17 protein-coding genes are annotated in these 17,881 nt (G+C 36.6%); 7 read left to right on the top strand and 10 right to left on the bottom strand.

What is annotated here, in order from left to right; all coding sequences use genetic code 11:
• Positions 1 to 263: 263 nt before the first annotated feature.
• The 7 genes from KO502_RS08495 to KO502_RS08465 all read right to left on the bottom strand — a co-directional run bounded on the left by KO502_RS08495 (position 264) and on the right by KO502_RS08465 (position 7,672).
• Positions 264 to 554: a type II toxin-antitoxin system RelE/ParE family toxin gene (locus tag KO502_RS08495; RefSeq protein ID WP_252730652.1), complete on the bottom strand. Its 291-nt coding sequence runs from the start codon at positions 552 to 554 to the stop codon at positions 264 to 266.
• Complete coding sequence (locus KO502_RS08490; protein ID WP_216022151.1) at positions 547 to 828, bottom strand: type II toxin-antitoxin system ParD family antitoxin; 282 nt, start codon at positions 826 to 828, stop codon at positions 547 to 549. The genes KO502_RS08495 and KO502_RS08490 overlap by 8 nt, the downstream gene beginning before the upstream one ends.
• Positions 829 to 1,711: 883 nt before the next feature.
• Entirely contained in the window at positions 1,712 to 1,987 is a 276-nt protein-coding gene (locus KO502_RS08485; RefSeq protein WP_216022150.1) for a hypothetical protein, read from the bottom strand.
• Between the two features lie 83 nt (positions 1,988 to 2,070).
• Positions 2,071 to 3,726 (bottom strand): group II intron reverse transcriptase/maturase, encoded by a 1,656-nt coding sequence (ltrA, locus tag KO502_RS08480; RefSeq protein ID WP_216022149.1) that lies wholly within the window; start codon positions 3,724 to 3,726, stop codon positions 2,071 to 2,073.
• Between the two features lie 1,103 nt (positions 3,727 to 4,829).
• A complete protein-coding gene (groL, locus tag KO502_RS08475) occupies positions 4,830 to 6,482 on the bottom strand; it encodes a chaperonin GroEL (RefSeq protein WP_216022148.1) in 1,653 nt (550 codons plus the stop codon).
• Between the two features lie 219 nt (positions 6,483 to 6,701).
• Positions 6,702 to 6,992: a co-chaperone GroES gene (locus KO502_RS08470; RefSeq protein ID WP_216022147.1), complete on the bottom strand. Its 291-nt coding sequence runs from the start codon at positions 6,990 to 6,992 to the stop codon at positions 6,702 to 6,704.
• A gap of 164 nt (positions 6,993 to 7,156) precedes the next feature.
• Positions 7,157 to 7,672, bottom strand: coding sequence for an FxsA family protein (locus tag KO502_RS08465; protein WP_216022146.1), 516 nt, complete (start codon positions 7,670 to 7,672; stop codon positions 7,157 to 7,159).
• Positions 7,673 to 7,909: 237 nt separating this feature from the next.
• Here KO502_RS08465 and cutA point away from each other — a divergent pair, with 237 nt between their 5' ends.
• Positions 7,910 to 8,221, top strand: coding sequence for a divalent-cation tolerance protein CutA (gene cutA, locus KO502_RS08460; RefSeq protein ID WP_216022145.1), 312 nt, complete (start codon positions 7,910 to 7,912; stop codon positions 8,219 to 8,221).
• A gap of 5 nt (positions 8,222 to 8,226) precedes the next feature.
• A complete protein-coding gene (locus KO502_RS08455; protein WP_216022144.1) occupies positions 8,227 to 10,050 on the top strand; it encodes a protein-disulfide reductase DsbD in 1,824 nt (607 codons plus the stop codon).
• A gap of 129 nt (positions 10,051 to 10,179) precedes the next feature.
• Here the strand turns inward: KO502_RS08455 and KO502_RS08450 are convergent, their stop codons facing one another.
• From KO502_RS08450 to KO502_RS08440, 3 genes are read right to left on the bottom strand one after another with little or no spacing between them, the layout of a single operon-like run.
• Positions 10,180 to 12,636, bottom strand: coding sequence for an EAL domain-containing protein (locus tag KO502_RS08450; protein ID WP_216022143.1), 2,457 nt, complete (start codon positions 12,634 to 12,636; stop codon positions 10,180 to 10,182).
• Positions 12,637 to 12,647: 11 nt separating this feature from the next.
• Positions 12,648 to 13,934: a hypothetical protein gene (locus KO502_RS08445; RefSeq protein ID WP_216022142.1), complete on the bottom strand. Its 1,287-nt coding sequence runs from the start codon at positions 13,932 to 13,934 to the stop codon at positions 12,648 to 12,650.
• Positions 13,912 to 14,352: a hypothetical protein gene (locus tag KO502_RS08440; protein ID WP_216022141.1), complete on the bottom strand. Its 441-nt coding sequence runs from the start codon at positions 14,350 to 14,352 to the stop codon at positions 13,912 to 13,914. The genes KO502_RS08445 and KO502_RS08440 overlap by 23 nt, the downstream gene beginning before the upstream one ends.
• Before the next feature lie 345 nt (positions 14,353 to 14,697).
• Between KO502_RS08440 and aroQ the strand changes: the two genes are divergently transcribed.
• The 5 genes from aroQ (at position 14,698) to KO502_RS08415 (ending at position 17,838) form a co-directional block, all read left to right on the top strand.
• Positions 14,698 to 15,156 carry a type II 3-dehydroquinate dehydratase gene (gene aroQ, locus KO502_RS08435; protein WP_216022140.1) on the top strand — a complete coding sequence of 153 codons (459 nt, stop codon included), beginning with the start codon at positions 14,698 to 14,700 and terminating at the stop codon, positions 15,154 to 15,156.
• Between the two features lie 97 nt (positions 15,157 to 15,253).
• Positions 15,254 to 15,703 (top strand): acetyl-CoA carboxylase biotin carboxyl carrier protein, encoded by a 450-nt coding sequence (accB, locus tag KO502_RS08430; protein WP_216022139.1) that lies wholly within the window; start codon positions 15,254 to 15,256, stop codon positions 15,701 to 15,703.
• A gap of 36 nt (positions 15,704 to 15,739) precedes the next feature.
• Positions 15,740 to 17,086, top strand: coding sequence for an acetyl-CoA carboxylase biotin carboxylase subunit (gene accC, locus KO502_RS08425; protein WP_216022138.1), 1,347 nt, complete (start codon positions 15,740 to 15,742; stop codon positions 17,084 to 17,086).
• A gap of 120 nt (positions 17,087 to 17,206) precedes the next feature.
• Positions 17,207 to 17,374: an oxidoreductase-like domain-containing protein gene (locus KO502_RS08420; protein WP_216022137.1), complete on the top strand. Its 168-nt coding sequence runs from the start codon at positions 17,207 to 17,209 to the stop codon at positions 17,372 to 17,374.
• A 155-nt stretch (positions 17,375 to 17,529) separates the two neighbouring features.
• A complete protein-coding gene (locus tag KO502_RS08415) occupies positions 17,530 to 17,838 on the top strand; it encodes a hypothetical protein (RefSeq protein ID WP_216022136.1) in 309 nt (102 codons plus the stop codon).
• The last annotated feature ends 43 nt before the right edge of the window (positions 17,839 to 17,881 follow it).

Genomic DNA, 17,881 nt, shown 5'->3' with positions numbered 1-17,881 from the left:
AGTGTTTACTGTATTTTACGTAGGATAAACAGTTTAGTTCAAGGCGCTTTGTCGTGAAGTTTAGTCTCTCGTAAACGAACGACAAAGCAACGATGAAATCAAAAGTTTAGACAAGTAAAATTACATTATTCCACCCATATAGAATTTAAGCATATGTTTCAATTGAATTACTTGCATGGGAATAATTACTGATACCCCACCTGATGCCCTAGTTATAGTACTAACGTTAACCAATTGAATTTTATTGGAATAATTTTTATGAATTAAAAGTGTTTGGAGGGATCCATACGCTGATGAAGAATACGGGCAACATCAATACCATTTTCACTACTTTGATAAAAGACGATATGCTTCTCTACAGGAAAGCTTTTAGCGCCATTATAAACATCATTTCTTTCCCTGCCGAAGTCAGGGTATTGAGCTAACTTCAATAAGGCTGCATCGATAGTTTGAGCATACACCTTTGCCTGTGTACTTCCCCAAGATTCAATAGTTGATGAAATTATTTTGAATAAATCGGCTTCAGCTAAAGGAGATAACCTATAGCTAGGCATCGGTATTATCGCTCGCTGACTTGCTAGTGACTGATAGGGAAGCTTGTTCAAATATTTCCATTACACTGTGCTTTGACGATTCGCCTGCAGTTAGCTGTTCGAAGCCTTTAGCGACTTCTTCTCGTAATATTTCTAGTTGCTGGTTTTTAGCAACGTCTTTCTCAAATAATAGCCTCAAACCATCACGGATCACTTCACTGGCTGAGGTATATAAACCATCAGCTACCTTTTCAGTAATTCTTCGCTCGAATTCTTTACCTAAAGTAATATTCATAATAAACGCTCCAATCATCAATGGTTGTATTATGCGCATGATATACACATAATTCAAGTTTGGAAAAGTTGAGTATCAAAATAAAAATAGAACATGAGGACTAGATATTTAGTTTACTAAGGCATTAAAACAACCAAATTCCGCGCTCTTGGGTTTTTTAATACTTCTATTCAAAGTAAACAACAATGAGTATCTAATGTATTCTACGCAGGGTAAATCAGGTTAGAACACAGGTTACTTGTTCCTGACTTAACCTAAGTACCTACATCCATATAGGCAAGGCACTTTACAACGACGTTTAGTCTTTCTTAAACGAGTTGTAAAGTAACGCCACTAGAATTTGATCACTTAAGAATGATTTAACCAATCAAAAACAAAAAAACTCACCGAAGTGAGTTTTAGCGTTTAAGTACAAAGTAAGCAACAATGAGTGTTTACTGTATTTTACGTAGAGTAAATCATGTTAGAACAAGGCACTTTACAACGACGTTTAGTCTCTCTTAAACGAGTTGTAAAGTAACGCCACTAGAATTTGATCACTTAAGAATGATTTAACCAATCAAAAACAAAAAACTCACCGAAGTGAGTTTTTAGAGTTTAAGTACAAAGTAAGCAACAATGAGTGTTTACTGTATTTTACGTAGAGTAAATCATGTTAGAACAAGGCACTTTACAACGACGTTTAGTCTCTCTTAAACGAGTTGTAAAGTAACGCGGTTATCACTGATTTAAACAAGTAAAATGTCGGGTAAGGAGCGAACATTACTGTTCACCCCTCCCCTAAGAACCGTACGTGCGAGTTTCCCCGCATACGGCTCAAGCCTTTATAAGTCAGTACCTAAGTATAGACCAGCGAACTTATGAGCTTTACTTATTAAAATGTTCAGCCCATATTTTCATAGCAACGCTCGCAGCAATCGCCAGCATAATCTGATGATTCCATAACTTCTTTTATAGCATCAGTTAACTCTCCTCTAGAATTAAAACCATAGGTTTCACCTTTAGAGTATTTTGAGTTAGCTAACTTATAAGCATCTGTTATGTCGCCACCATTTTGGAATATTACTTCATGAATTTCACATTTCTCCAATATTCCTGCTTCGATTGCTAGCTCAGCAACTGAATCCATCAATTCCATATGGTGTTTGTGACTACCCATATATTCGTCCTCCATTTATTTCATTATTATTAATCTCCACATTAGTACATGGTGATTAAAGCTCATAAATCAATAAACCTCGTTCAAATAGTACAATGCAATTGCCGATGACAATTAGGATGCAACAACACTAAGTTACTCAGTTCATTACCACCACCTTTTACCCGTTCAACAATATGATGGATATTCCATCCTGTTGTTTTAGTAATTCGGTGACGGCACATAGCACAACATTGCTGCTGTCTGAGCCAAAGCATTAACAAAATACGTTTACCTTGCATTGAATCTCTCCAAACTCGCTCTTGGCGCTTTTCGAAGTATTCCTCAAATGCTAAGTCATACGGATTTGCGTCCGCTTTCATTTTAATGTGTCGCTTTATCGGTATATCTTTTGTGTACATCAACCTAACTAATTTATTGTCAGGAATAATACCCGAAAACGTCCAGTTTCGTGGCCCTACTGATTTAAAGTATTTAGCTTTAATCCAACGCTTTTGACGATTATTATGTCGTCGACGGCACCACTGCCACAATAGTTTCCAAACTCGATAGTCAACATAATTAAAGGTTTCCTTCGCCACGATATGACGATGGTAGTTAGCCCAACCCCGAAGAATTGGATTCAACTGACAAATAAGCAATCCTGCTGTAGTTGTCTTTTGCCCTTTAACTATATCGCGAACCTTCCCAAGAACACTCTTTACGCTTTTACGGCTCGGCTTGATTAACATCTTGCCATTGCTATATTTACGTAAATTTTGTCCGAGAAAATCAAACCCTTCATTTATATGCGTTATAACCGTTTTCTCTGGTGACAACGTAAGCCCTCGATCAGCCATAAAGGCTTTAACTAATGGCTTAACTTCATTTTCAAGTAGCTCTTTCGAGATTCCCGTTATAATAAAGTCATCTGCATACCTCACATAATTGACCTTAGTCTTGTAGGCGGCTTTCGTGTTTTTCTTCCCAAAGTGGTCATATAACACTTCTTCCAATCCATCAAGCGCCAAATTAGCCAACACAGGAGAAATAATACCTCCTTGTGGTGTACCCGCTTTCGTTGGGTTTAACTTACCGAATTCAATAAATCCCGATTTCAACCACTTTCCAAGTACTTGTTTATCCAACACTACATTGGCAAGTAACCAGTCATGACTGATGTTATCAAAGCAACCTTTGATATCTCCCTCAAGCACCCATTCTGCTGAGCTTTTACGACTTAAATTGACAAAACATTGTTCTATCGCATCAGCCGTTGAGCGCATAGGTCGAAAGCCATAGCTATTACGATCTGCGGTGGTTTCCGACACAGGTTCAAGTGCTAACAGGTATAACGCCTGCATAGCCCTATCTAGCATGGTCGGTATTCCTAAAGGGCGACGTTTACCGTTACTCTTTGGAATGTATATCCTCCGCAATGGCTTAGGTTTATACCCATGCCGTTTTAATCGAAAAATAGCCTGCCATTTACCATCAGGCGTACTCCATAACTCCTTATCTACACCGGCAGTCCTTTTGCCTCGATTTTCAGTTACCCGTTTAACGGCTAAACATTTAGCTGCAAACGAGCGCACCAACATACGTTGTAAAGTTTTCACCCTACGCCACTGCTGTTGCTTAGTCGCCTTCGCGATCCGTACTTGTAGCCCTCTCACCTGAAGCTCAATTGAATACCAATTAATGGTATGCCAACTATGCGCCTGATGGGAGAACGCAGGTACAACAAATGCCGTACTCATCTTGCTTTTCTCCTATTGATAATCACCCAACAGAAGAAATCCACCCCCCTAAGGGAAGTGAATTCTCCCTTAGGGTTAGTTATTTGATTGCTTTACACGTCTATCTCACGATTAAAGACCAATTGAAAGTCAGCACTGTTTCCAGTTAGTGTTTTTAACACCTATCTAAATCATTACAATTTAGCATTAGCTTTTTTCAATCTCCTTTACCCTCTTACTCAACAGTTCGTCTTACGACTCCCCTGCTTAAATTATTTAAATAACAAATAATTTAAGCGAATAATAGGGCTTACCAAGTTCCATATAAATAACATTGGTTGTTTAGGTTCTACCTATTCACAGGTGATACTGTTGTCAGCGCTTTCCCAGATGTAAAAGAAAAGCCAGATCACATACCTTTTGGTTAAAGCGTATCAATAACATTTCGCTTTTTGCGGTTGACTGCGTTTATTAGTAGTTCATATATATTAACCTTGCAACAAAGCCTAGCCCCTCAAACTCTTGTCATTAGAGTTATCGCACTTACCTTTTCACAAAAGTAAGTACTCCACGAATGGAGGGTACATTCTCAGGAAGCTTCGAACCTTTCCGTTACCAGAAACGCACTATCCTTAGGCTACAATTGGCTGAACAATTGGTCTAATATTTTCAAAATTAGTTGTTTTGAAAATTTAGACAATTATTTATACGGCTTACGCCTACCATTGACTGCTTTTAAACTAAGCACTACTGCTTAGAGTTCCTATGATGGGGAAGTTTTGATCTATTACTTGAGAAACCAATATAGAAAATAAATATTCAATTTATTTTTGGTTCGGACAAGAAAATAGGCTCCACGTGATTGAGATAAAATCTCAGTGGATTATAAAAGATGGCTCGCTAGAGCCATTTTGATAGTAGATCTTTCGATCTATTTTGTATGTATCAGGATGAAACCTTCTACATATATTTGAAGCGTAGCTTCATTTTGGAGTGGGGGTTAACCTAAAATATAGGCTGCATCTATAAAACCCTGACGCAAGGAAGAGAGAGGTAATTCCTCTCTCTAAGCCTACCTTACTGTAATAGTAAGGTAGGTGTCAACAGCACGACTTCTTGTCGCACTACATCATGCCACCCATGCCGCCCATACCACCGCCCATGCCGCCCATATCTGGCATCGCTGGTGCATCTTTAGCAGGAACATCGGTAATCATTGCTTCAGTAGTTAACATTAAACCTGCTACTGATGCAGCAAATTGTAACGCTGAGCGAGTTACTTTAGTTGGGTCTAAAATACCCATTTCAATCATATCGCCGTAAGTGCTGTTACCTGCGTTGTAACCGTAGTTGCCTGTACCGCCGTTGCGTACTTCGTTTAATACTACAGACGCTTCGTCGCCACAGTTTGCTACAATTTGACGAAGTGGTGCTTCCATCGCGCGAATAGCAACATTAATACCGTGTGTTTGATCTTCGTTAGCACCTTGTAATGCTTTAATTGCATCAGCAGCGCGAATTAATGCTACACCACCACCGGCAACAACACCTTCTTCAACCGCTGCGCGCGTTGCATGTAATGCATCTTCAACACGGTCTTTTTTCTCTTTCATGGCGATTTCAGTGGCAGCGCCAATTTTGATAACCGCAACACCGCCAGCAAGTTTAGCTAAACGTTCTTGTAGTTTTTCTTTATCATAATCTGAAGATGAATCTTCAATTTGACCACGAATTTGGGCAACACGTGCTTTGATGTCTTCGTCTTCACCTAAACCATCAATAATTGTGGTGTTGTCTTTAGAGATAATTACACGCTTAGCTTGACCTAAATCTTCTAAAGTTGCTTTCTCTAATTCCATGCCAATCTCTTCAGAGATAACAGTACCAGCGGTTAACGTAGCAATATCTTGTAGCATTGCTTTACGACGGTCACCAAAGCCAGGTGCTTTAACTGCTGCAACTTTAACAATACCGCGCATGTTGTTTACTACTAATGTTGCTAGGGCTTCACCTTCAACATCTTCAGCAATAATTAATAACGGCTTACCCGCTTTAGCAACGCCTTCAAGGGTTGTTAATAATTCACGGATGTTATTGATTTTTTTATCAACTAATAAAATGAATGGGTTTTCTAATTCAACAGTGCCACTTTCTTGGTTGTTGATGAAATATGGTGATAAGTAACCACGGTCGAATTGCATACCTTCAACAACGTCTAATTCGTCAGTTAGTGCTTGACCTTCTTCAACGGTAATAACACCTTCAGTGCCTACTTTATCCATTGCTGTTGCAATGATTTGACCTACAGTTTCGTCTGAGTTTGCAGAAATAGTACCAACTTGTTCGATAGCTTTGTTGTCTGTAACTGGTGTAGATGATGCTTTTAATGCTTCAACGGCAGCAATAACTGCTTGGTCGATACCGCGTTTAAGATCCATAGGGTTCATACCCGCAGCGATAGATTTTAAGCCTTCGTTAACAATAGCTTGTGCTAAAACCGTTGCCGTAGTTGTACCGTCACCTGCTTCATCATTGGCTTTTGAAGCAACTTCTTTCACCATTTGTGCGCCCATGTTTTCAAACTTGTCTTCAAGTTCAATTTCTTTGGCAACAGTAACACCATCTTTAGTGATAGTTGGACCGCCAAATGATTTGTCTAATACTACGTTACGACCTTTTGGTCCTAAGGTTACTTTTACCGCGTCAGCTAATACGTTTACGCCTTTAAGCATTTTTACGCGTGCGTCGTTTCCAAATAATACGTCTTTTGCAGCCATGTTATTTATTCCTGTAATTTTTGTTTAATTTTGTAGGCGGGAATTCATTCGCGCGAATAAATTCCCGCCTACGTTTAAAATTATTAATTTATATGCTCAAGCAGCATTTTTATTATGCGATTTCGCTTAAGAGCAAAGAAAAAGCGCGGAGCTGACGCTAGTCAGTGAGCACTTTTGATGCCGCTATTGTGTTTTATTAGCGACAAGTTAAGTCATAAATTATTCTACGATGGCCAAGATATCTGCTTCACTTAGGATAAGTACGTCTTCGCCGTCTAACTTTTCAGCTTTAACACCGTAACCTTCAGAGAAAATTACTTGGTCGCCAACTTTAACATCTAAAGGACGAACCTCACCATTTTCTAAAATGCGACCATTACCTACCGCAATAACTTCAGCGCGTGTAGACTTCTCAGCTGCACTACCCATTAATACAATACCGCCGGCTGATTTTGACTCGACTTCTTTACGTTTAACAATGACACGATCATGTAGTGGACGAATACTCATTAATTCTCTCCTGAGATAACTAAATTATTAGTGGTTATTTAGATAATTTGTCGTCGTAAATGCGGCGACAGTTTGTTGCTATAAGAAATGGGGATAAAATAAGCCTTAACAAGTCTAAGAATGAAAAAATTAAGGCTTATTTTACTATTCCTAAAATGACAAGATTAATCTTTACGTTTAAATTCGCCTTCTAATGTTTCACCTTGATGGTGAGAAATAGGCTTATTAATATCTTCTTTTGAAGAAAACGGTTCATCTGTATTTTCATGTTGATAAACATTACCTGATGCGCCATGTTGAAATGATGCACTACCAGCCATTTGATTGACTTTAATATGCTTTTGTACCTGTTTCGCAATACCCGCACGCACGCTAGGAATAAGCAGAGATAAGCCTAAAATATCCGTTACAAAACCCGGAGTTACTAATAGTACGCCGGAAATCAATAACACTAAGCCGGTAACTATTTCACCTGACGGCATTTCGCCTTGCGCCATTTTGGTTTGCACTGACTGTAACGTTGCTAAACCTTGTTGACGCACAAATTTTGCGCCTAACCAAGCACTAAGAATAACTAAGGCGACAGTTGGCCACAAACCAATTAAGTCGCCCACTTGCATAATTACCGCTATTTCGATAATTGGAATGATGATAAAAAGTACAAATAATAATTGAAACATAATGATCCTTTAATTTATATGAAACTTATATTGGGTTGATCAGGTCTTTTTCAAGGGACGTTAATTAATACCCTAAATTCAAGTACCGTAAACAAACGTCTAAAACAAAAAGCTACATATTAGCTGTAAATAAACCATAAACTGACTTGGTATTAAACTTGGTATTATAAGCGCCTGTAACTTTACTTATTTATCACTGTATACTATCAGCAACGCTTAAATATTTAGGTAAATAAATTGTATCAATTAGTATTAACCACTTGCCCGAATGAAGATATTGCCAAAGATATTGCAAAAATAGTGGTAACGGAAAAGCTAGCAGCGTGTGTGAATATCATACCGAATATAACGTCAGTATATAGTTGGGAGGATGAACTGCATTGTGACAATGAAGTACAATTACTAATAAAAACCGACACAAATAAATTCGCCATTTTAAATGAACGAATTAATCAATTACACCCCTACGATGTGGTGGAAGTTATTGCCTTGAATATCCAGCAAGGTGATAAACATTATTTAAACTGGATCACTAATTCTTTAAAGTAGTTTACATGAAATATTTTCTTTCCTTATGTTTGATGACATTAGTTATCTTTACTTTACAACCCCAACCTTCAAACGCTTCAACATCTCCGTTTGATGTATCAACTAACAGTTTATTTAGTAATGACGATGAATTCTTAAAGGTTGATGAAGCGTTTGAATTCAATTTTTATCAAGAAAACAATCAGTTAAAAATTAATTTCACCATTGCGCCAGAGTATTATTTATATCGCCATCAGTTTAAGTTTAAAGCGACTAACGCTAGCTTTGCTTCAGTGAATCTACCTGAAGGTATAGCTCACGAAGATGAGTTTTTTGGTGTACAACAAATATTTACTAAACAATTATCCTTCATAATAGATCTTGAACAGGTATCAAATGACGGTAGAATCAAAATAAGCTACCAAGGTTGTGCCGAAAAAGGTTTATGTTATGCGCCTAAAAGCCAAACGATTCAATTAAGCCAATTATCGACAAATAATTTAGTAACAAGCGAGCCTGCCTTAAGTGAAAAAGTAAACGATAACTTACAAACAGAGACAAAAAGCGAACAGCACAAACTATCAGACATGCTTAAGCAAGAAAGTTTACTACTAACGCTTATTGCCTTTTTTGTTGGTGGCTTATTATTATCTTTTACTCCTTGCGTATTTCCTATGTACCCTATTTTGACGGGGATTATTGTTGGTCAAGGAGATAAATTAACCACTAAAAAAGCATTCACACTTTCTTTTTTCTATGTACAAGGTATGGCTGTAACTTATACATTATTAGGTGTTGTGGTCGCTTTAGCTGGTGCAAAATTCCAAGCTGTATTTCAACATCCTTTTGTATTAATTGGTTTAAGTGTTTTATTTATATTTTTAGCCCTTTCTATGTTTGGAATTTTTAACTTAGCATTACCGGCAAGTTGGCAAAACAAGTTAAATAATATTAGTAACAAACAAAAAGGTGGCTCTATCACCGGTGTATTAATGATGGGGGTTATTTCTGGCTTAGTCGCTTCACCTTGTACTACAGCCCCATTAACCGGCGCATTATTATATATTTCTCAAACAGGCGATGTTGTACTAGGCGCCTCCGCTTTATACGCACTAAGTTTAGGTATGGGCTTACCTTTATTAATTTTGGGTAGCTCTGGTGGTAAGTTATTACCAAAAGCCGGTGCATGGATGAATATCATTAAAAATATTTTCGGCTTACTGTTACTTGCGGTACCTATATTTTTACTTGAACGTTTTCTTCCTATAATTATTGGTCAAGTATTATGGGCTTTATTAATATTAGCTAGCGCTAGTTATTTCTATGTGACTAATCAAAACCATGCAGCTAAAGACGCTCAGCAAGATAAAGGTTTTTGGTATGGCTTCCGCTCATTAGTTATATTTTTAATGTTATTTTTTGGCGCTAATCTCGCTTATCAAATTATATTTCCATCTACGAATGTAACTTCACAAAGCTCACACAATAACAACTTTATAATGGTGTCGACCATAGCAGAGCTTGATGCTGAAATAGCCTTAGCGACGCAGCAAGAAAAAACTGTGATGGTAGATTTATACGCTGATTGGTGCATCGCTTGTAAAGAGTTTGAAAAGTACACTTTTGTTGATGCTCAAGTGCAGCAGGCATTAAGCAATACGGTATGGATTCAAGTAGATATGACCGACTTTGATTCAACAAACAACGCTGAGTTTGTAAAACGTTATAATGTGTTAGGTTTACCTACAATTTTATTTTTTGATGTGCAAGGCAATGAATTAACGGCTCAGCGTACGACTGGTTTTATGAATGCTGCAGAGTTTACTGCTCATATTAAATCAATATTTTAGTTGTTTTAAAGAGATTTTAACTAGCTTTTAATTAGTTAACCTCAGCTCTGGTTAAGCAAAGTTGAGGTTAACTAAAATAGACAATTTAATTAACCTAGTATTATTTCCAATTTTCAAACGGCTTGCGACTTACAATGCCGTTTTAACGCTTTTAGCTATTTTCCAGTAGCCTCCCTCAGAAACCTGTTTATCTAATGACGCTAATAACTCTTTTTCAGGAATAGGTTTAGAATAGTAATAACCTTGAATAATATCGCAATCATTCTCGGTTAAGCTACGTAATTGAGCTTGTGTTTCAACACCTTCGGCAACCACTTTTAATCCTAAGTTTTTCACCATCGCAATAGTTGAAGTAATAATTTGATAATCTGAATGGTTTTCTAACATACCAAAAATAAAGCTTTTATCTATTTTAATTACGTCTACAGGCATTTTCTTTAAGTAGGCCAGTGATGAATAACCAGTACCAAAGTCATCAATTGCGAAACTAAAGCCAATAACTTTTAATGACTCCATCATTTCAATAGTATGATCCATATCTTTTACTAACGTCTGCTCCGTCAGCTCCAATTCAAAGTCTGAAGCATTTAATGAAAACTCCTCTAATAATTCATTTAAAAAATGAGGTAAATTTGCATCCATAAACTGCCCTGCAGATAAGTTTATGGCGATACGTGTATTAGCTAACCCGTTCTCTTTTAACAATATTGCTAATTCAAAACAACGGCGAATGATCCAATAACCTAATTCGATCATGTGCTGAGAATTTTCTAAAATAGGGATAAAATCTTCTGGAGAAATCATTCCTCGTTCAGGGTGCTGCCAACGTAATAACGCTTCAAATCCATGTATTCTTTTATCTATTGCACAAATTTGTGGTTGTAAGCTTAGGCTAAATTGTTGTTTCGCTAGCGCTTGTCTTACTTCACCTTCAAGCATTACGCGATGCGCCACTCGTTGAAACATATCGGGGTGGTAAATATGGTATTGACCACCACCGTTGTCTTTTGCCTCATACATAGCAATATCAGCATGGCTAATTAAATCTTCTGATTTTTCAGTCGTTGATTCGGTATAAGCGATGCCAATACTTGTAGAAACATAAAAAACATTAGAGTCTAATTTAATGGATTCTTTAAATTGCAATAATACATTCTCCGCAACATCAATGGCTTCATCAATACTTTTAAGGTGACTTAAAATAATAACAAATTCATCACCGCCAAAACGACTCGCTAAATCAGTTTCACCAACACTTAACCTAACGCGATCGGCAGCCTGTATTAGTAACTTATCACCAATGTTATGGCCATTACTGTCGTTAACTTTCTTGAAGTCATCTAAATCGAGAAACAATACCGCCACGCCATCTTCATAACGCGTTATATTGGCTAATGATTTACGTAATTGGTAATTCAACATATTACGATTAGGTAAGCCTGTCAGTAAATCGTACATCGCAATGTTTTCTAACTCTTTGGTTTTTTGCTCTACCACCAAATTAAGCTGCTCTAGCTCAAAGCTTAATTCTTGAGATGAATGAGCTAATACATCTAGCTCATCAGCAAACATGCGAGGACGTTTAAGATCAACCTGTCGAAATTCATTAAACTTTTTTTGTGCTAATAACGGTAAAGCGTTAGACAGCAATAACAACCGTTTAGTAAAAGGGCTCGAGATAAAATAAACAAAACCTGCAAGTAAAATAAAAATAAGACTTAAGGATAAAATAAATTGCTTTTGGTAGTCGTCATTTTTTTTGGTATAAGCAGTAACATCATTTATTAACATTAAAAAGTAATCTTGCTCTGCTTGCTCTGACAACAATAATAGATTTATCAAATAACTATTACTTGATAAGTCTAGTTTTAAACCTTTTTCTATAATTGGATCAAGTGTCGAATACAAAGAGCCAGAAGCAAGTATCGACTCAGTTAAATCTATATTTGATGCCGAAATGACTTCTGCATCAATACCTTTTATATTTTCATCTCCTGAAACAGCCATTCGAATAACTGCTACTTCTCTATTTAATGTTGTTTTAAGCGCGAATAACATATCAAGTAAAGAAGCGCTCATAGTCACGACAACCATTTCCCCTTGTTTATTCAGTAAAGGTAAACTGAGCAATATTTGACAATTTCGCGGGCAATAAATACGATATTCGGGTTCTTGTAACCTAAAGACTTGGGCGATATTTTCTTGCACGAGATGAGGGAAATTATTAGTCGCAAACAATATGTTTTCTTTATCATCGACTAACCATATATCTTCTACATTAAGATGTAATTGTAATGCATCGTATTGTTTCTCAAGCTGTATCGCTAAAGTAGAAAAATCATCTTGTTGAGATAATTGAATGAGATCGGTGAACGACTCTAGCCATACCATTAACTTAGTACGTAATATATTATTATGCAGGTTAACTTGTGCTTGTCCTTGAGCAATATTATTTTTCTGAAACTCTTGGTAATCCGCTTGTAAGCGTAAATATGAAATAGAGGAAAACCCTACGGCTAACAGCAGCAAGGTAGTTATAATCAATACCAATAATTTGGTTGGTACGCCAACAAATTTTTTAATCATGTTATGTCACATTAAAACCAGTACATAAATTGTATAGCCCACATCGTCCATTTTTCCGAGCTATTTTTTTGAGGGTCTGGCACTACAACAGGTGTAAGTCTTCCTCCACCTTCAACCCAATGATGCTCAGCTCTAACTTCCATATTACTACTAACCCCATAAGCAAGACCTAAAGTAACATCGTTATTAAAACCAAAGTAATAAGGCACGCCCGTTGTTTCTTGAAGCTTTTTACCATCCTTATCATTTTTATCTAAGTAGAAATACTCATACTTTGCTAACAAGGTTAAATTAGGGGTTACTTTATAACGTGTTTGCCCATAAAAACCCTGTCCAGTACTATCTTTATGAAAACCTGGAACATAAAATCCATCAGTAACAAACCGTTGTTGATAAATTTCACCACTGAACTCCCAATACTCTCCTTCATACATCGCATTCATCGTATAAAATTGAAAATCAAACTCAGCATTATAAAATACGTCAAAATCTTGGTTTTGATTATAATGAAAGTCAGAATTAAGTAGCGACAAACCAAAACGCCATTGTGAAAAAGTAGGCTGCCAATACACGCTACCGTGAAGCTCATAATCTTGAATCGTTTTACCGAATGCGCTATCACCTAAGAGTATTTCTGTTTGTTTATCTGAAATAGGTGATTTTCCATAACTTAAAGAAAAGTCAAAATTACCTAGTTTATCATTACTGTGACTAACCTTGATATAAGCTCCATCGCTACCAACGGCAATATCACGAAAACCATCAAAATAAACTGATTGTGGTAAAATAATGCTCGGGCGAGCAAAAGGTACAACACGCGAACTAGAATATAACCAATGATTATTTTTAAAGCGCCCTAAGTAAATATTAGCTTGCCACGACTCATCGGTGTAGGCAGCCCAATCAAGTAGTGCATAATCAACACGGAACCCTTTCGCATATCGATTACCACCGTTTAGATACACAACTTGCCCAGCAAGACGTACAGTATCAGTTAATTGATATGAAGTATTAAGACCTAACTCGGTTAAATCAGGAGACAAGCCTTCTTCATCATTAACAAAATCACTACCGTCTACGTCAATCAGGCCTAATGCTATAAAACCATGTAACTGAAAGTCTTGTATTGTTGATTGGTTATAATTTTTTTCTGTTTCTGCATGTGCCGCACCACTAAAAATAATAACAATAACAAAAGTATATAGAAATTTACGTGAAAATAGCTTATGTGCGTAATTGCAATAGCTCAACAAGAACAACCCAGACCATACAATATTAGTCTTCAATTTTGATAACATTTACCACTCCTTGATTGCCTTGCTGATCATCTTTCACATCAAACTCTTTATCACTTTCTGTTGGCTGTATTGAAGCTAAGGTTTTCTCGTAGATATAACCAATAGAGCCTGGTGTATTAATAACTGCCTGTATAAGTTCCTTTTCAGAATCAATAATAATCGGAGCAACACCTAAGCCTGAATAGGTTAATTTGTTCCAAATTCGATTTAGTTGATAAGGAAATATTTGTAGTCGCTCCTTGGCAAAGCGATTGTGGAGATCATGTTGTCTAGGTAAAACAAATACCGTTATTACACTATCGTCACTCCATCGTAATTGACGCATAGTATAAATTCGACGTAACTGTGATTGACTTAAACTGTTATCAGGAACTTTTAGGTTAGCAATTATCTCAATAGCAGATAGCTGCGCAGGCATAAAGCACGCTATTATCAGTAAAATAGAGAGATATAAATGTTTGATCATGAATCCCTTCGAAAAACAATTTTGTACATTAGTGTGAAAAGTACTTTGAAAATCAATAAGCTATTAAACTTATTAATGAATAATAGCCTAAATCATCAAAAAATCAAATATTTCCACTATTTACCTTGTATTAACAATAAGAAGTATGACCAGTAAGTTGCTGCTATATTCTTCGAAAAACAAGCTAATATCGCCAATAATAAAAAAAACGATGAAAAATAGCTTTTTTTGTTCACACAACCTCTATTTTATGTAATTATTAGCGCCAATTTATTTTTAACGGTGATTTAGCAGCAGATGAGCGCAAAGTTTAAAGTTTTAGTGTTAAATGGACCTAATTTAAATATGCTTGGTAAGCGAGAGCCTACTATTTATGGTAGTCAAAGCTTGTCAGATATAATGACGGCTTTAAGTGAGCAAGCTAAGCAGTTAAATATTGAGTTAACGCATCTACAATCAAATGCTGAACATGAACTTATCAATATCATTCATGACGGCTATCAAAGTGTAGACTTTATTATTATAAACCCCGCCGCTTTCACTCATACGAGTGTTGCGATAAGAGATGCTTTACTTTCCGTTGCCATTCCCTTTATCGAAGTACATTTATCAAATGTACATGCACGTGAAAATTTTAGAAAACACTCTTATTTATCTGATATTGCAACAGCTGTTATCTGTGGTTTTGGTGCTCAAGGCTATAGTTTTGCATTAGAGGCCGCCAGTGCTCACTTAATTAAAAATGTAAATAAATAACAAATACAACATTAGTTACAAAACATAACAGTTAATGAATAATCATTAGCTTATATTTATAAACGTTAGTTTTATCAACACAAATTAAGGTATTCCTATGGATATTCGTAAAATAAAAAAACTTATTGAGCTTGTAGAAGAGTCAGGTATCAATGAACTAGAGATCTCTGAAGGTGAAGAGTCAGTACGTATAAGTCGTGGCGCTGCAGTTGTACAAGCTGCTCCTGTTGCTGCGGCTCCAGCTCCTGTAGCGGCTCCTGCTCCAACACCTGTTAGCGCTGCACCAGCAGAAGCTGCGGCTCCTGTACTTTCAGGTCATGTTGTTCGTTCTCCTATGGTTGGTACTTTTTACGCTTCAGCATCTCCTGATGCCCCTGCATTCGCTGAAGTAGGTAAACACGTTAATGCTGGTGATACATTATGTATTGTTGAAGCAATGAAAATGATGAACCAAATAGAAGCGGACAAATCTGGTGTTATCAAAGAAATTCTAGCAAGTAATGAAGATGCTATTGAATTTGATCAGCCGCTTTTCATCATTGAATAAGCCCATATCTATTTATAAAGACATAAGGGTTATTCCATGTTAAATAAAGTTGTTATTGCCAACCGTGGCGAAATTGCCTTACGTATATTACGTGCTTGTAAAGAGCTAGGTATTAAAACGGTAGCTGTTCATTCAACTGCTGATAAAAACCTTAAACACGTTTTACTAGCTGATGAAACTATCTGTATTGGTAAACCAGCAGCGCCTGAAAGCTACTTAAATATTCCTTCAATTATTACTGCTGCAGAAGTAACTAATGCTGACGCTATTCACCCAGGTTACGGTTTTTTAGCTGAAAACGCTGACTTTGCTGAGCAAGTTGAAAACTCTGGTTTTGCCTTTATTGGACCAAAAGCAGAAAGCATCCGTATTATGGGTGATAAAGTTGCTGCGATCAAAGCAATGAAAGTTGCTGGTGTACCTTGTGTTCCAGGCTCTGATGGTCCATTAGATGATAATGATGAAGCCAACTTAGCTCACGGTAGACGTATTGGTTACCCAGTTATCGTTAAAGCTGCTGGTGGTGGTGGTGGTCGTGGTATGCGCGTTGTACGTAAAGAAGAAGATTTAATCGACTCAATTGCGTTAACTAAAAAAGAAGCGGGTACTATTTTCAAAAATGATATGGTTTACATGGAGAAATTCCTTGAAAACCCACGTCATGTTGAGATTCAAATTATTGCAGATGGTCAAGGTAACGCAGTTCATTTAGGTGAACGTGATTGTTCAATGCAGCGTCGTCATCAAAAAGTTGTTGAAGAAGCGCCAGCACCAGGTATTACACCTGAGTTGCGCGCACAAATTGGTGCTCGTTGTTGTAATGCTTGTATTGAAATAAACTACCGAGGTGCTGGTACATTTGAATTCTTATATGAAAATGGTGAATTCTACTTTATTGAAATGAATACACGTATTCAGGTTGAACACCCAGTTAGTGAGATGATTACAGGTATTGATTTGATCAAAGAACAACTTCGTGTCGCTGCAGGTCAAAAGTTATCGTTTACTCAAGATGATATTGAAGTATCTGGTCACTCAATTGAGTGTCGTATCAATGCTGAAGATCCACGTACTTTTATTCCTTCACCGGGTAAAATCACACGTTTCCACCCGCCAGGTGGTTTAGGTGTTCGTTGGGATTCTCACATTTACGCTGATTACTCAGTACCACCACACTATGACTCTATGATTGGTAAATTAATCACTTGGGGCGAAAGTCGTGAAGTTGCCATTGCTCGTATGCGCAATGCTTTATCTGAATTAGTGATTGATGGCATCAAAACTAACATTACTTTGCATCAAGGTATTTTAAATGATCAAGGTTTTGTTAATGGCGGTGCTAATATTCATTACTTAGAAAAGAAATTATCTGAACTTGATTAATAAACAAGTTTTAGTAATTTAACAGATATTTATATTAGCTGTTAAGTATAATTAAAGCTCTGCAATTGCAGAGCTTTTTTGTTTTTAAAATACACATATTAAATGTCTTATAGGTAAATAATGTTAAATACCAATAAAAAGCCAGTTGCTCCGACTGAGGATGAATGTTGTAACAATGCATGTGATCCTTGTGTCTGGGATAACTATTATGCGAAATTAAAAACTTGGCGCAAAGAACAAAATCGCATTAGAGATCATAAAATAGCCCCTATAACACAACAAAAGTAATTCCTGATTAAAAAATAACAATACAGTTAAATATCAAAAACTTATAACTTAAATTAGCATTACAAAAAATAATATTTGTTTTACATTTTATAACAGTATAACGTTGGCAATTAGATAATATGAACTCACTAACCTGTATTCGAGTGAGAAATATTATGCAAAACACACTAAAACAGCATTCCTTCAATTCAAATAATAGCTGCGCTTACACCACAAACATACTCTCTGATATACCTGTAGAAAACGATTTAGTACAGCCTATTCGTGATAAAGATTATTTGTGGGATAAAATGAACCTTAGCCAGCAATTTGCAGTTTGTAGCCTTAGCGAGTTTGGCTACGCGCTTACCTCGATTCACCATATAGCAGGTCATAGTTTTGCGCTTTTAAAAAAGCATAATAAGGTAGCGACAGTAAATTCTGTGGGGGTTATTAACTTCAATCCTACAATCAAGATAGCGTAAGTAAAACCTTTAGATACTTTATGCCAATTCCGATAATTTTCTG

Source organism: Colwellia sp. E2M01 (assembly GCF_018860585.1).
In the GTDB taxonomy this organism is placed as follows: domain Bacteria; phylum Pseudomonadota; class Gammaproteobacteria; order Enterobacterales; family Alteromonadaceae; genus Colwellia.
Note: the sequence above shows the minus strand (reverse complement) of the source record. Positions and strands in the feature narration are given on the sequence as shown.